This is a genomic window from Stenotrophomonas sp. AGC87, from assembly GCF_057333975.1.
This window is the reverse complement of record NZ_JBHFHW010000010.1, coordinates 115,630-130,626: the sequence shown is the minus strand read 5'-3', so window position 1 is coordinate 130,626 and position 14,997 is coordinate 115,630. Positions and strand designations below refer to the sequence as shown.

General features: G+C 66.1%; 16 protein-coding genes. 4 read left to right on the top strand and 12 right to left on the bottom strand.

What is annotated here, in order from left to right:
- The 7 genes from ACE026_RS04860 to ACE026_RS04830 all read right to left on the bottom strand — a co-directional run.
- A partial coding sequence (locus ACE026_RS04860; protein ID WP_486038289.1) for a 2-C-methyl-D-erythritol 4-phosphate cytidylyltransferase occupies positions 1 to 324 on the bottom strand: 324 nt, incomplete at its 3' end.
- Positions 321 to 671, bottom strand: coding sequence for a cell division protein FtsB (gene ftsB, locus ACE026_RS04855; protein ID WP_121041759.1), 351 nt, complete (start codon positions 669 to 671; stop codon positions 321 to 323). The genes ACE026_RS04860 and ftsB, both read right to left, overlap by 4 nt.
- Positions 672 to 675: 4 nt before the next feature.
- Positions 676 to 1,962, bottom strand: coding sequence for a phosphopyruvate hydratase (gene eno / locus ACE026_RS04850; protein WP_121041757.1), 1,287 nt, complete (start codon positions 1,960 to 1,962; stop codon positions 676 to 678).
- A 70-nt stretch (positions 1,963 to 2,032) separates the two neighbouring features.
- A complete protein-coding gene (locus tag ACE026_RS04845; protein ID WP_486038191.1) occupies positions 2,033 to 2,449 on the bottom strand; it encodes a hypothetical protein in 417 nt (138 codons plus the stop codon).
- Positions 2,446 to 3,276: a 3-deoxy-8-phosphooctulonate synthase gene (kdsA, locus tag ACE026_RS04840; RefSeq protein WP_088433181.1), complete on the bottom strand. Its 831-nt coding sequence runs from the start codon at positions 3,274 to 3,276 to the stop codon at positions 2,446 to 2,448. The genes ACE026_RS04845 and kdsA overlap by 4 nt, the downstream gene beginning before the upstream one ends.
- Before the next feature lie 105 nt (positions 3,277 to 3,381).
- Entirely contained in the window at positions 3,382 to 5,046 is a 1,665-nt protein-coding gene (gene pyrG / locus ACE026_RS04835) for a CTP synthase (RefSeq protein ID WP_313212006.1), read from the bottom strand.
- Positions 5,047 to 5,424: 378 nt separating this feature from the next.
- The gene (locus ACE026_RS04830; protein ID WP_088433184.1) at positions 5,425 to 5,664 is read right to left on the bottom strand and encodes a hypothetical protein; all 240 of its coding nucleotides are present in this window, start codon (positions 5,662 to 5,664) and stop codon (positions 5,425 to 5,427) included.
- 163 nt (positions 5,665 to 5,827) lie between these two features.
- On the opposite strand from ACE026_RS04830, the gene parE reads away from it, so the two are divergent.
- Complete coding sequence (gene parE / locus ACE026_RS04825; protein WP_313212009.1) at positions 5,828 to 7,717, top strand: DNA topoisomerase IV subunit B; 1,890 nt, start codon at positions 5,828 to 5,830, stop codon at positions 7,715 to 7,717.
- Positions 7,718 to 7,872: 155 nt separating this feature from the next.
- Positions 7,873 to 8,445: a GNAT family N-acetyltransferase gene (locus ACE026_RS04820; RefSeq protein ID WP_486038190.1), complete on the top strand. Its 573-nt coding sequence runs from the start codon at positions 7,873 to 7,875 to the stop codon at positions 8,443 to 8,445.
- Between the two features lie 106 nt (positions 8,446 to 8,551).
- Here ACE026_RS04820 and ACE026_RS04815 read toward each other — a convergent pair whose 3' ends face one another.
- Together ACE026_RS04815 and ACE026_RS04810 are read right to left on the bottom strand one after the other, a co-directional pair.
- On the bottom strand, positions 8,552 to 9,673 hold the full coding sequence (locus ACE026_RS04815) for an anion permease (protein ID WP_486038189.1): 1,122 nt from the start codon (positions 9,671 to 9,673) through the stop codon (positions 8,552 to 8,554).
- Positions 9,674 to 9,686: 13 nt separating this feature from the next.
- Positions 9,687 to 10,313, bottom strand: coding sequence for a DUF47 domain-containing protein (locus ACE026_RS04810; protein WP_121041743.1), 627 nt, complete (start codon positions 10,311 to 10,313; stop codon positions 9,687 to 9,689).
- 282 nt (positions 10,314 to 10,595) lie between these two features.
- On the opposite strand from ACE026_RS04810, the gene ACE026_RS04805 reads away from it, so the two are divergent.
- On the top strand, positions 10,596 to 11,906 hold the full coding sequence (locus tag ACE026_RS04805; RefSeq protein ID WP_486038188.1) for a hemolysin family protein: 1,311 nt from the start codon (positions 10,596 to 10,598) through the stop codon (positions 11,904 to 11,906).
- Complete coding sequence (locus tag ACE026_RS04800) at positions 11,890 to 12,546, top strand: exopolysaccharide biosynthesis protein (RefSeq protein ID WP_486038187.1); 657 nt, start codon at positions 11,890 to 11,892, stop codon at positions 12,544 to 12,546. Before ACE026_RS04805 ends, ACE026_RS04800 begins: the two co-directional genes overlap by 17 nt.
- 45 nt (positions 12,547 to 12,591) lie before the next feature.
- Here the strand turns inward: ACE026_RS04800 and ACE026_RS04795 are convergent, their stop codons facing one another.
- The 3 genes from ACE026_RS04795 to ACE026_RS04785 all read right to left on the bottom strand — a co-directional run.
- A complete protein-coding gene (locus ACE026_RS04795; protein ID WP_486038186.1) occupies positions 12,592 to 13,101 on the bottom strand; it encodes a pyridoxamine 5'-phosphate oxidase family protein in 510 nt (169 codons plus the stop codon).
- A gap of 97 nt (positions 13,102 to 13,198) precedes the next feature.
- On the bottom strand, positions 13,199 to 14,191 hold the full coding sequence (locus ACE026_RS04790) for an LLM class flavin-dependent oxidoreductase (protein WP_486038185.1): 993 nt from the start codon (positions 14,189 to 14,191) through the stop codon (positions 13,199 to 13,201).
- 138 nt (positions 14,192 to 14,329) lie between these two features.
- A partial coding sequence (locus ACE026_RS04785; protein WP_486038184.1) for a sulfurtransferase occupies positions 14,330 to 14,997 on the bottom strand: 668 nt, incomplete at its 5' end.

The window sequence follows — 14,997 nt, the reverse complement described above, 5'->3', positions numbered from 1 at the left end:
GGCGTCGTGCACCAGCACGAACTCGTCCGCGCGCACGTCATCGGGCAACGCATGCAGGCCAGCCAGCACCGAGCCGGCGCGGGTGGCGCCGCCGATGCAGGTCAGAATGGGTTTGTCCGCCAGTGACTGCCAGCCCGGCCAGTCGGCGTCGTTCTCGGCGACCACTACCATCACTCCGGCCACGACCGGGTGCGAGAGCAGCGCCTCGAGGGTGTGGGCCAGCAACACGCGGTCGCCGGCCAGCAGATACTGCTTGGGCGTGGGCCCGCCGAAGCGGGTGCCACGGCCAGCAGCGGGAACCACCGCCCAGATGCCCGCCATCAGGGCACATCCTGGTGCGGGGCATCCGGATCGGTGACGGCCGTCGGCGCGCGCGGCGGCGGCACCGGCGCGTCTTCGACCACGCGGTAGAACTTCTCGCCGGGCTTGATCATGCCCAGCTCGCTGCGCGCGCGTTCTTCGATGGCGGCCTCGCCTTCCTTGAGGTCCTTGACCTCGGCAGCGAGCGCATCATTGCGCTGCTGCAGGCCGGCGTTGTCCCGCTTCTGGTTCTCGACCTGGGCCTCAAGCATCATCACTTCGCCCGAGTTGCCCGGCCCAAACCAGAAACGGTACTGCAGCCATCCGAGCAGCAGCGCGAGCACCAGCAGCAGCCAGCGCCAGTCGCGCATGGGGTCAGCGCTTCAGCGACACGAACGCGTCACGACCGGCGTAACGCGCGCCGGCACCGAGGGCTTCCTCGATACGCAGCAGCTGGTTGTACTTGGCCACGCGATCACTGCGGCACAGCGAGCCGGTCTTGATCTGGGTGGCGGTGGTGGCCACGGCGATGTCGGCGATGGTGGTGTCTTCGGTTTCGCCCGAACGGTGCGAGACGATCGAGGCGTAGTTGGCCGCGTGCGCCATGGCGATCGCTTCCAGGGTCTCGGTCAGGGTGCCGATCTGGTTGACCTTGATCAGGATCGCGTTGGCGGTGCCGGACTCGATGCCTTCCTTGAAGATCTTCGGGTTGGTGACGAACAGATCGTCGCCCACCAGCTGCACCTTGTTGCCGATGCGGTCGGTCAGCAGCTTCCAGCCGGCCCAGTCGTTCTCGGCCAGGCCGTCTTCGATGGTCACGATCGGGTACTGCGCGGCCCAGTCGGCCAGGAAGTCGACGAACTGCTCGGAGGTCAGGCGCTTGTTCTCGCCGACCAGGTTGTACTTGCCGTTCTCGTAGAACTCGCTGGAGGCCACGTCCAGGCCCAGCAGCACGTCTTCACCGGCGGTGTAGCCGGCCTTGCCGATGGCTTCCAGGATGGTGTCCAGTGCTTCGACGTTGCTGCGGAAGTCCGGCGCGAAGCCGCCTTCGTCGCCCACCGCCGTGCTCAGGCCGTGGCCCTTGAGCACCGACTTGAGCGAATGGAAGATTTCAGTGCCGGCACGCAGCGACTCGGAGAACGAGGTGAAGCCGACCGGCAGCACCATGAACTCCTGGAAATCGACGTTGTTGTCGGCATGCGCGCCGCCGTTGATGATGTTCATCATCGGCACCGGCAGGGTGACGTCGCGGCCGTTGGCCAGATGCTGCCACAGCGCCTGCTTCTTGGAGGCGGCCACGGCGTGGGCATTGGCCAGCGAAACCCCCAGCAGCGCGTTCGCGCCCAGGCGGCCCTTGTTCTCGGTGCCGTCCAGATCGATCAGGCGGCGGTCGAGGCCTTCCTGGTCGGCGGCGTCGAAGCCCTTCAGCGCCGTGGCAATCGTGGTGTTGACGTTGGACACGGCGTTGCGCACGCCCTTGCCCAGGTATCGGGTCTTGTCGCCGTCACGCAGTTCCACGGCTTCCTTGGTGCCGGTCGAGGCGCCGGACGGCACCGCGGCACGACCGAACGAGCCGTCCTCGAGGATGACTTCGGCTTCCAGCGTGGGGTTGCCACGGCTGTCGAGGATTTCACGGGCGTGGATGCTGCGGATCGTGGTCATAGCGGGCCGGTTACCAGTCAGAGAGGGGGAGGCGCCGCCAACGCAGCGCCAAAAAAAACATGCCGCGTGATTATCCCTGCACACCCGTCACTTGCCAAATCGGCAGGGTGGCGGGCAGCACCCCGGCCACGCTGGTGTGGCGCGAGGTCAGCGACGGGATCAACAACACCAGCATCAACAAAGCCAACAGGGCCAGCGCGACGCCGCCGCCGGCCGGTTGCCGGCGCAGCCGGAACGCGAGCACGCTGGCGGTCACGCAGGCCAGCGCAACGGTGCCGGTCAGTGACAGCGTGACCAGCAGCAACGGCCGCACCGAGCGCAGCGCGTTGTCACCGTCACCGGGCGAGCCAACGCTGGCGAACACCAACAGCACCAGCACGAACACACCGCCCCAGGCCATGATCGCCGCACCCAGCGCGATCCAGCCCCAGGCCCAGCCACGCCAGCCGCGGCGCACCGCGGGTGACGCCGGAACGTCGCCCGTCATGCGAAACGCGAGAACCCGTGCTTCTTGGTGACCGCGTCGAGTTCCATCAGGGTTTCGAGCAGTTCTTCCATGCGGTCCAGTGGCCACGCGTTGGGGCCATCGGACAGCGCTTTGGACGGATCCGGGTGGGTCTCGGCGAACAGGCCCGACACACCGACAGCGACCGCCGCACGCGCCAGCACCGGCACGAACTCGCGCTGGCCACCGGAGCTGTTGCCCTGCCCGCCCGGCAGCTGCACCGAATGGGTGGCATCGAACACGACCGGGCAGCCGGTATCGCGCATCACCGACAGCGAGCGCATGTCGCTGACCAGGTTGTTGTAGCCGAAGCTGGCACCGCGCTCGCAGACCATGATGTCCTGGTTGCCGGTGGCCTTGGCCTTCTCCACCACAGGCTTCATGTCCCACGGGGACAGGAACTGGCCCTTCTTGATGTTGACCGGCTTGCCGGTGGCGCACACCTTGGTGATGAAATCGGTCTGGCGGACCAGGAACGCCGGCGTCTGCAGCACGTCCACCACCGAGGCCACTTCGTCCATCGGGGTGTATTCGTGCACGTCGGTCAGTACCGGCACGCCGATCTGCTTCTTCACTTCGGCCAGGACCTTCAGGCCCTCTTCCATGCCCGGGCCGCGGAAGGCGGTGCCCGAGGTGCGGTTGGCCTTGTCAAAGCTCGACTTGAAGATGAAGTTGATGCCGAGGCGATCGGTGATTTCCTTCAACTTGCCAGCCACGTCCAGCTGCAGCTGCATCGACTCGATCACACACGGGCCGGCGATCAGGAACAGGGGCTGGTCCAGCCCGACGTCGAATCCACACAGTTTCATGGCGTTTCCTTGTTGTCCGGCGAACACTGGCCAGGCCAGCCGCCGTGGGTGATTAGCGCTCTGCAATGGGGGCACGCGGCCCCCGCTGCAAGTGCGGCATGCCGATCAGGCGGCTGCGTCCTGTGCCAGCTTGCCACCGGCCTTGCGCTCGCGCGCGGCACGGATGAAGCCGATGAACAGCGGGTGGCCTTCGCGCGGCGTGGACAGGAACTCCGGGTGCGCCTGGCAGGCGAGGAACCACGGGTGCTGGTCGCGCGGCAGCTCGATGACTTCCACCAGGGTGTCATCCATCGACTTGCCAGCGATCACCAGGCCCGCATCTTCCAGCTGGGTGCGGTAGCGGTTGTTGAACTCGTAGCGGTGGCGGTGACGCTCGGAGACCACGTCCTTGCCGTACAGCTCGCGGGCCAGCGTGCCGGGCTTCAGGCGCTGTTCCTGCAGGCCCAGGCGCATGGTGCCGCCCAGATCGCTCTTGTCGTCGCGCTTTTCCACATCGCCGGTGGCAGTGCGCCATTCGGTGATCAGGCCGATCACCGGGTTCGGCGACTGGCGGTCGTTCTCGGTGCTGTTGGCACCTTCCAGGCCGGCCACATGGCGGGCGAAATCGACCACCGCGGCCTGCATGCCGTAGCAGATGCCGAAGTACGGCACATTCTGCTCACGGGCGAACTGCGAGGTCAGCACCTTGCCTTCGAAGCCACGGTCGCCGAAGCCGCCCGGCACCAGGATGCCGTCGACATCCTTGAGCGCGGCCAGGTCGCTGTCTTCCAGTTCCTGCGCTTCGAGCCACTTCAGGTTGACCTTGGTGCGCTGGCGCAGGCCACCGTGCTTGAGCGCCTCGCCAACCGACTTGTAGGCGTCCTGGTGATCGACATACTTGCCGACCACCGCGATGGTGACCTCATCCAGCGGGTGCAGCGTGGCGTCCACCGCCGCTTCCCACTCGGCCAGATCGACCGGGCCGGCCTTGTCGCCGAGCTTGAGCTGGTTGACGACGATGTCGTCCAGACCCTGCGCGTGCAGGCCCATCGGAATGCGGTACAGCACGTCCACGTCCGGCACGCTGATCACGGCGCGCTCGGAGACGTTGGTGAACTGGGCGATCTTGCGGCGCTCCGAATCCGGCACCACCTGCTCGGAACGGCACAGCAGCACGTCCGGCTGGATGCCGATCGAGCGCAGTTCCTTGACCGAGTGCTGGGTCGGCTTGGTCTTCAGCTCGCCGGCGGCGGCGATGTAGGGCACCAGGGTCAGGTGCATGAACAGCGCCTTCTCCGGGCCGCGCTCGGTGCGCACCTGGCGGATCGCCTCCAGGAACGGCAGCGACTCGATGTCGCCCACGGTGCCGCCGATCTCCACCAGGGCCACGTCGAAGCCTTCGGTGGCCTCGTCCATGCAGCGGCGGATTTCATCGGTGATGTGCGGGATGACCTGCACGGTGGCGCCGAGGTAGTCGCCGCGGCGCTCCTTGCGGATCACGTTCTCGTAGATGCGGCCGGTGGTGACCGAGTTCTTGCGGCTCAGGCGGGTGCGCACGAAGCGCTCGTAATGGCCCAGGTCCAGATCGGTCTCGGCGCCGTCATCGGTGACGTAGACCTCACCGTGCTGGAACGGGCTCATGGTGCCCGGGTCGACGTTGATGTACGGATCGAGCTTCATCATCGTCACCCGCAGGCCGCGGGCCTCGAGGATGGCGGCAAGCGACGCGGCGGCAATGCCTTTGCCGAGCGAGGACACTACGCCGCCGGTTACGAAGATCAAGGGAGTCATGGCTGGGGGTGTCCTGTCAGGAAGGGGGAAACGGCGCCGGCGCGGAGGGCGACGGACGACGTAAAGGGGGAAATCGGAACGATCCGGCTGGCGGCGGCGTCTTCACGCGCCAAGGTCGGGATCAGGGGGGATACGGTGCGGGAGTGGGTCAGCGACGTCGGGTCAGCCGTGCCGGCCGCTGTCTGGACCGTCACCTCCTGCCTACCCTGCTGGCGACCGCGCACGATCAGGCCAGTCCATTCGCTGATGGATGACACGCACTACTCCCGGAAAGCCATAGTTTACAGATTGACGGCCTCCAGCCCAAGGGGCGGATGACGGTCTTCACATAAAAAACGCCCCGGCCAGGCCGGGGCGTCGGTAATCAGGCAACAGGAATCAGCGCTTCTTCCGCGCTTCTTCTTCCTCTTCCTTCTGCGGGGCCTGCTCGCCCTTGGCCTTCATTTCGGCCGTGGCGGCGGCGCGGCGCTTGGCCTTGGCGTCCGCTTCGGCCTGGGCCTTGTCGGCCTGTTCGCCCTGCTGCGGCGTGGGCTGGCCCTGTCCGGCGTTCTGGGCCAGTGCCATGGGCACGGCCACCACGGCGGCGGCGATGGCAACGATGGTCAGCAACTTCTTCATGGGGTGCTCCTCGCGGTATGGCATGGAATGGGGCGCCGGAGGCTCCGGTTTCCCATCCAGCACAGTCTATCGCGCCCCGGTCGGCCGCCCCCTGAACGTGTGGCGTGCAAAAAACCCGTCCAGACCGCAAACTTCGCCGTCGCATTGCGCTTTATGAAGACAGATGAACGCCCGCTATAACGCCGCCGATATTGAAGTCCTGTCCGGCCTGGACCCGGTCAAGCGCCGCCCCGGCATGTACACCGACACCGCGCGCCCGAACCATCTGGCGCAGGAAGTCATCGACAATGCCGTCGACGAAGCCTTGGCCGGACACGCCCACACGGTCGAAGTCACGCTGTTCAAGGACGGGAGCTGCGAAGTCAGCGATGACGGCCGTGGCATGCCCGTGGACATCCACCCCGAGGAGAAGATCCCCGGCGTCGAACTGATCCTGACCCGCCTGCATGCGGGCGGCAAGTTCAACAACAAGAACTACACCTTCTCCGGCGGCCTGCATGGCGTTGGCGTCAGCGTGGTCAACGCGTTGTCCACCCTGGTGGAAGTGCATATCAAGCGCGAGGGGAGCGAACACCGCATCACCTTCCGCAACGGCGACCGTGCCACCCCGCTGGAAGTGGTCGGCAGCGTCGGCAAGAAGAACACCGGTACCCGCGTGCGCTTCTGGGCCGACCCGAAGTACTTCGATACGCCCAAGTACAACCTGCGTGCGCTGCGCCACCTGCTGCGTGCCAAGGCCGTGCTGTGCCCTGGCCTGACCGTGAAGCTTCACGATGAAGCCACCGGCGAGCAGGACACCTGGTACTACGAAGATGGCCTGAGCGATTACCTCAAGGCCGAGCTCGGCGAGCGCGAGATGCTGCCGGCCGACCTGTTCGTGGGCCACCTGAAGAAAGAAAACGAGATCGTGGACTGGGCCCTGGCCTGGATTCCCGAAGGTGAGCTGGTCCAGGAAAGCTACGTCAACCTGATCCCGACCGCCCAGCACGGCACCCACGCCAATGGCCTGCGCACCGGCCTGACCGAGGCGCTGCGCGAGTTCTGCGACTTCCGCAACCTGCTGCCACGTGGCGTCAAGCTGGCCCCGGAAGATGTCTGGGACCGCGTGTCGTTCGTGCTCTCGCTGAAGATGACCGACCCGCAGTTCAGCGGCCAGACCAAGGAACGCCTGTCCTCGCGCCAGGCCGCGGGCTTCGTCGAGGGCGCCGCGCACGATGCCTTCAGCCTGCTGCTGAACCAGAACGTCGCATTGGGCGAGCAGATCGCGCAGCTGGCGATCGAGCGCGCCAGTGCGCGCCTGAAGACCGAGAAGCTGGTGACCCGCAAGAAGGTCACCCAGGGCCCCGCCCTGCCCGGCAAGCTGGCCGACTGCATCAGCCAGGACCTGTCGCGCACCGAGCTGTTCCTGGTTGAAGGTGACTCCGCCGGCGGCAGCGCCAAGCAGGCCCGTGACAAGGACTTCCAGGCGATCCTGCCGCTGCGCGGCAAGATCCTCAACACCTGGGAAGTGTCCTCGGGCAGCGTGCTGGCCTCCGAAGAAGTCCACAACCTGGCCATCGCGATCGGCTGCGACCCGGGCAAGGACGACATCGCCGGGCTGCGCTACGGCAAGGTTGTCATCCTGGCCGACGCCGACTCGGACGGCCTGCACATCGCGACCCTGCTGACCGCGCTGTTCCTCAAGCACTTCCCGGCGCTGGTGGATGCCGGCCACGTGTTCGTGGCGATGCCGCCGCTGTTCCGTGTCGACGTGGGCAAGCAGGTGTTCTACGCCCTGGACGAGGAAGAGAAGCGCACGATGCTGGACAAGATCGAGCGCGAGAAGATCAAGGGCCAGATCAGCGTGACCCGCTTCAAGGGCCTGGGTGAAATGAACCCGCAGCAGCTGCGCGAGTCCACCATCCATCCCGATACGCGCCGCCTGGTGCAGCTGACCATCGATGACGGCGAGCAGACCCATTCGCTGATGGACATGCTGCTGGCCAAGAAGCGTGCCAGCGACCGCAAGGGCTGGCTGGAGAAGAAGGGCGATCTGGCTTCGCTGGAAGTCTGATCGGCCGGTTGTGACATTTCGGTCTGTTGTGACATTGAAAAACCCGCCTTCCGGCGGGTTTTTTCTTGAATTGTCTGCCGCGGGCCGCCAACCCAGGCATGGATACACCGAGCAGGAGCCGCTACCTTGGGCGCACCTCGATCGCAGGAACCTGCATGCCGTTCGACCCGACCCTGACGCTGGAAACCACACGCTTGGTGCTGACCCCGATCCGCGCGACAGACGCCCAGGTGTTGTTTGCGATCCAGTCCGACCGTGCGGTGATGCGCTACTGGAACCATCCGGCGTGGACCGACCTGAAACAGGCCTACGTGCAGATCCTCGACGATCTGGCCGCGATCGACGCCGGCACGCAACTCAAACTGGCGATCCGTGAACGTGCGGACGGGCCACTGCTGGGGATCGTGGTGGTGTTCGCGATCGACGAGACCGCCAGGCGCGCGGAGATCGGGTATCACCTTGCCCCGTCAGCACAGGGCAAGGGCTACATGCACGAGGCGCTGTCACAGTTCGTGGCGTATCTGTTCGATGTGCTGCGCCTGCGGCGCCTGGAGGCGGAGATCGACCCCCGCAACGTGCCCTCGGCGAAGGTGCTGGCGCGGCTCGGCTTCCTTCGCGAGGGCCTGCTGCGCGAGCGCTGGCGGGTCGCCGGCGAGCTATCCGATTCGGCCGTGTATGGGCTGCTGGCACGGGAGTGGCAGGGGCCAGGCAGCGCAGCGTCGGGGTGACCGCCGCACGAAACACCCCCCGGCCATTCCGGCCCTGGCATCCGCCTTGCTCCACGAAAAAGCCCGCCTTCCGGCGGGCTTTTCGATGCTCAACCGTGCGGACCGATCAGGCCCAACCGAACATTTCGAACAGACGCAGGATCAGGTACGCACAGCCGCCGGCGGCCGGGATGGTCAGGATCCATGCCCACACGATCCGCTCGATCACGCCGAAGCGCAGCGAACGCGGGTTCTTGGCGAAGCCCACACCCATGATCGCGGTGGAGATACTGTGGGTGGTCGAGACCGGCATGCCGAAGTGCGCCGCCACGGTCAGGATGGTGGCCGAGCTCGTTTCCGCGGCGAAGCCGTGGATCGGATGCAGCTTGACCATCTTGTGGCCCAGGGTCTTGATGATCTTCCAGCCGCCCGAGGCGGTACCGGCGGCCATCACCACGGCGCAGGTCAGCACGATCCACATCGCGATGCCGTCACCGGCGGTCGCATCCGGGTGCATGAAGGCCAGCCAGGACGGCAGGTCGTTCAGCGCACCGGTTGCCTCGGCACCGATCAGGGTCATGGCGATGATGCCCATGGTCTTCTGCGCATCGTTGTGGCCGTGGGCGAAGCCCATGTAGGCCGCCGACACGATCTGGGCCTTGCCGAAGAACGCATTGACGATGCGCGGGCGGGCCAGACGGCCCAGGAAGCCGCCGATCTTGGCCATGCCCGCGATCATGCCCCACAGCAGCAGCATCACCGCGATGCCGAGCAGGAAGCCGGCGATCGGCGAGGTGATCATCGGCAGGAACACCTTCCACAGCAGGCCCTTGTTCTGGGCCCAGGTGCCGATGCGCTCGGACCAGATCAGCGCATCCCAGTTGTTGTGGGCGGCGGCCAGGCCGGCGCCGCACAGGCCGCCGATCAGGGCGTGCGAGGACGAGGACGGCAGCCCCTTCCACCACGTGATCAGGTTCCAGATGATGCCGCCCAGCAGCGCGCACAGGATCACCTGCGGGGTCACATCGACCACGTTGGTGTTGAGCAGGCCCGAGGCGATGGTCAGCGCGACGGCGGTGCCGGTCAGCGCGCCGATCAAGTTCATGAACGCGGCGAGCATCACCGCCCAGCCGGGCGAGAGCACTTTGGTCGCCACCACGGTGGCGATGGAGTTGGCGGTGTCGTGGAAGCCGTTGATGAACTCGAAAACGAGCGCGGCCAGGATCACCACCAGGACAAGGGTCAGCATGCTGTGGCGTCCGTCAGCTGTTCTTCAAGACGATCTGGTAGGCCACCACGCCGGCCTCGCGGCAACGATCGATGGCCTTTTCCAGGATCTCGAAGAATTCCTTGAGCAGGAACATCTGCAGGCTGTCCAGGCGGCCGGAGTAGATGTCGCGGTACAGCTCGAGCATCAGCCGGTCGGCTTCGTTTTCCAGCGAACGCAGCTTCTCGTTGAGCGCGGTCATCCGGTCCAGATTCATGTGGCGCAGGTCGTTGACCATCTCCACCACCACACTGGCAGCCTGTTCCAGCATCGCCGCGCGCGGCGCGAAATCGATGTGTTCCAGATGCTGGGTGGCCAGCGAATAGCGATCGGCGAACTTCTCGATCTGCTTGGGAATCTTGTACAGCGCCGAGCCCAGCGCTTCGATGTCTTCGCGCTCGATCGGGGTCATGAAGCTGTCGACCAGCGCCTGGCTGATCTTGTCCGAGGCCGCGCGCTCGCGCAGGCGGGCCAGCTTGAAGGCGTCCAGCGCCGGCTGGCGGTCCGCTTCGCGCAGCATGGAGTGCAGCGCCTTGGAACTGTCCTGGGCGGCCTGGGCAGCCTCGTCCAGCAGGGTATAGAACTGTTTGCCGGAGCCAAAAATGGTCTGCAGAGAGAACATTGAGAAACCTATTCGCCGTCGAGGAAGGACGGCACCGGGCGGAATTATGACGGTTTGATGTCTGTTCCGGGTACTCCCCCCCTTCTTCACGCTGGGACGGCCCCGTCTGAACGACTCTGTTTGCACCCCTGCCCCGGCCTTTTGTTAAGATGCGCGGGCACCTTCGGGTGCACTCTATGGACGACGACCCTTACCCCCCGCCGCACCGCCGCGCTTACGCGCCCTCCGGTAGCCGACATCGCTTGAACACGCCCTCCCTGCCACCAACCGGGGAAGCCGCCCGTGTTTGAACTGATTATTGTCCTCGCCCTGATCCTGCTGAACGGTTTCTTCGCCATGTCCGAGATGTCGGTCATGACCTCGCGCAAGAGCCGCCTGAAGCAGATGGCAGGGTCCAGCAAGCGCGCCGAGCGCGCCCTGGCGCTCTCCGAGAAGCCCGAAAACTTCCTGTCCACGGTCCAGATCGGGATCACCCTGATCGGCATCCTGACCGGCCTGTTCGGTGGCGAGGCGATCGGCCTGACCATCGCCGAGTGGCTGCAGGGCATGTTCCCGGCGTTCGCCTATTCCGGCGTGGTCGGCAAGACCCTGGCCGTGGCCCTGATCACCTTCCTGACGCTGATCTTCGGCGAACTGGTGCCCAAGCGGCTGGCACTGACCCGTTCGGAGGACATCGCCGGCCTGGTGGCGCTGCCCATGAGCTGGCTGGCGAAGATTGCCGCGCCCGGCGTCTGGCTGCTGTCCCATTCGACCCGGCTGGTGCTGCGCGTGCTGGGCCTGGGCAAGGACGAATCGGCCTCGGTGACCGAAGAGGAAATCCGCATGCTGGTGGCCGAGAGCCACGAGGCCGGCGTGATCGACGCGCATGAGCGCGACATGATGAACCGTGTCATGCGCCTGGGCGACCGCACCGCCGACAGCCTGATGACCCCGCGCAACCGGATCGCCTGGCTGGATACGCTGGCCGAGCCGGAGAAGAACATCGCCACCATGCGCGAGAACGAATTCTCGCGTTACCCGGTGTTCCGCGGCAACGATCAGGACATCGTCGGCGTGCTGGAGGTCAAGAGCCTGGTGACGCGTCTGGTGCGCGATGACCACTCGCTGTTCCAGAACCTGCGCGAGCCGCTGTACGTCTCCGAGTCCACCCATGCGATGAAGCTGCTGGAAATCTTCCGCGAGGAACAGCAGTCGATGGCGCTGGTGGTGGACGAGTACGGCGAGATCCAGGGCCTGGTCACCATCAGCGACCTGATGGGCGCGGTGGTCGGCCGCCTGCAGTCGGTGGAGAACGTGGACGAGGACGCGCTGGTCGTGACCCGTGAGGACGGCTCGTTCCTGGTCGATGGCTCACTCTCGATCGAAGACCTGCGCGAACTGATGGGCAACGCCGAGCTGCCCGATGCCGATGATGGCGACTACTACACACTGGCCGGCATGTGCATCCACTATTTCGGCCGCATCCCGCATGCGGGCGAGTACTTCGATTGGGCCGGCTGGCGCATCGAGATCGTCGATCTCGACGGTGCCCGTGTCGACAAGCTGTTGCTGCGCACCCTGAGCGAAGACGAAACCGATGACATCACCGGCTGAGCCGACGCCGCCGGACCCGACGCGGCCCGAGTACCGCAACGAGGGTATCCGTACCCTGCTGGCGATGTTCGACCACGGTGACCCGGAGCAACGGCTGCTGCTGGGCCAGATCCTGCAGGATCTGCAGCAGAGCGCGTTTGGTGTGTTCCTGTTCGTGGCGATCCTGCCGGCCTTCATCCCGATCCCCGGGCTGGGCGGTGCGGTCAGTGGACCGCTGGTGGTGCTGATCGGCGCGCAGATGCTGTGCGGCATGCGCCGCCCCTGGCTGCCCGGCTTCATCCGCAACCGCGGGCCCAAGCGCGGCACCATGCATCGGTTCCTGGAGCGCATCGACCGTCCACTGCGGCGGCTGGACCGCCTGCTCAAGCCGCGGATGCCCGGCCTGCTGGTACCGCTGCCCGCGCATGCGTTCACCGGGCTGCTGCTGATCCTGATCGGCGTCCTGTTGTCGCTGCCGATCCCGCTCACCAATTATCTGTTCGGCTTCCAGCTGCTGCTGTTCGCGCTGGCATTGCTGGAACGCGATGGCGTGCTGATGCTGCTCAACTGGATCGGCGCGGTGGCTGCCGTGCTGTTCTTCGGCTTCAGTTCGGGGCAGCTGGTGGGTTATACGGTGGATCTGTTCCAGCGCTGGTTCTGAAGTACCGACCAACGGTCGGTACCTGCCGAATTACCGAGTCGGTCCCTACGCGCCGGGCTTGAGATCCACCGTGCCGGTGTCGGACATCGCGCCCGGATCATCGGTCACCGCCGACAGCACGAAATACAGTGCCTTGCCCAGCAGGCCGCCCGGGCCATCCCAGTACTCGGCCGATTCGGCGCTGACGTGGATCAGGCGCAGGTTCGGGTCGTCCTTGCCGCCGGGGAAGAAGATCTTCATCGCCGGCGACCAGAGTTCGTCGATCTTGGCGCGGTCATTGACCACCCGCGCGGTACCCGAGACCGAGACATAGGTGTTGCCCGACGGCGAGGCGTAGGCCACGTTGACGCGCGGGTTGGCAGTGATTTCCGCGATCTTCGGGCTGTCGGCCCCGGTGGCGAACCACAGGTCGCCATCGAATTCGACTTCCTGCGTGCCCAGCGGACGACTGAACAAGCGCCCGTCCACACCGACCGTGGTGAACATCGCGATGTCCACGCCGCGGATCAGTTCGGCCAGTTGTTTGATGTGCTGCTGGCGATCGTGCTCGGCCATGGGGTGGCTCCTGTAAGGGGAGCCACCATCACAGCCGATCGGCGGCTACGGCGACGTGAACCGCGCGGTCACGCCTTCTTCGCACGCCGCGCCGGTCTCAGCGCTGCAGTGCGCGCCACGCCTGCATCGCCAGCCCGAAGGAACGCTTGCGCGCGGCGTGGTCGTAGATATTGGCGGTGACCAGCACTTCATCCGGCTTGTGTCGCGCGACGAACGCGGCGAGGCCTTCCTGCACCTGCTGCACGTCACCGACCACCGCACAGGCCAGCGCGTTCTGCACGCCGGCCTTTTCGTGCGGCTGCCAGAACGCTTCGATGTCGTCGATCGGCGGCGGAATCAGACCCGGCAGGCCACGGCGCAGATTGACGAAGCTCTGCTGCTGGGTGGTGAACAAGCGCTTGGCCTCGGCTTCGGAATCGCTGGCGACCACGTTCAAGCCCAGCACTGCGTACGGCGCCTGCAGATACTGCGAGGCACGGAACTCGCGGCGGTAGACCGCCAGCGCTTCATCCATCGCGTCCGGGGCGAAGTGCGAGGCGAAGGCGAACGGCAGGCCCATCGCCGCGGACAGTCGCGCACTGAACAGACTGGAGCCGAGCAGCCACACCGGCACCGGAATGCCCGCACCGGGCACGGCGCGCACGGCCTGGCCCTTCTGGGCCGGCTCGAAATAATGCAGCAGCTCGCGTACGTCCTGCGGGAACTGGTCGGCGCTGTCGAAGTAGCGGCGCAATGCGCGGGCGGTCGGCTGGTCGGTGCCGGGCGCGCGGCCCAGGCCGAGGTCGATGCGGTCCGGGTACAGCGACGCCAGCGTGCCGAACTGCTCGGCCACCTGCAGCGGCGAGTGATTGGGCAGCATGATGCCGCCGGCACCGACGCGGATGCGCTTCGTGCCCCCGGCCACATGGCCGATCAGTACCGCGGTCGCGGCGCTGGCGATACCGGGCATATTGTGGTGCTCGGCCAGCCAATAGCGGTGGAAGCCCCACCCTTCGGCATGCTGGGCCAGGTCCAGCATGTTGGCGAAGGCCTGCGTGGTGTCGCTGCCTTCGCAGACCGGCGCCAGATCAAGAATCGACAGCTGCATCATGAATGCTCGTTCCAACCAGGAGATATCCCACTGAGATGGGGCTGTCCGGCCGGTTTGCCACCGCCCACAAGGCGCAGGTGGCAAGACGCTGATTTCCGTCTCGCGACGATTCAGGACAATCCAGGCCGTGAAGACGGCTCAGGCGGCGCCGGCGTCCTGGTCGACCAGCGGCTGCAGCGCCGCATCCAGCGCCACGCGCTCGTCGAACACGAAGCAGCGGCCGTCATAGCCCTCACCGCCCACGGCCTCGAAATAGCCCAGGATGCCGCCGTCCAGCTGCAGGACGTTGTCCATGCCATCGTTGCGCATCCACAGCGCCGCTTTCTCGCAGCGGATGCCGCCGGTGCAGAAGCTGACCACGGTGCTGTCCTTGAGCGCTTCGCGGTGCGGGGCCAGGGCCTCGGGCAGATCGGTGAACTTGGTGATCGGCAGCACCAGTGCGTCCTGGAAGGTGCCGTACTCGATTTCCTGGGTGTTGCGGGTGTCCAGCATCACCACCGGCTTGCCGGCATCGTCGTGCCCCTGGCGCAGCCAGCGCTGCACCGTGGCCGGATCGATCGAGGGTGCGCGCGGGTAGGCCAGCGGCTGGCCGTCGTCGATGCGGAAACTGATGATCTCCGGCTTGACCTTGGCCTTGAGCCGGGCGAACGGCTGCATCTGGCTGTAGCTGGTCTTCACGCGCAGCCCGGCAAACCGGGCATCGGCGCGCAGGGCGGCATAGAAGCCATCGATCTGCGGCTCGGCGCCGGCGAGGAACAGGTTGATGCCCTCGCCCGCCACCAGGATCGTGCCGCGCCGCTGCGCGG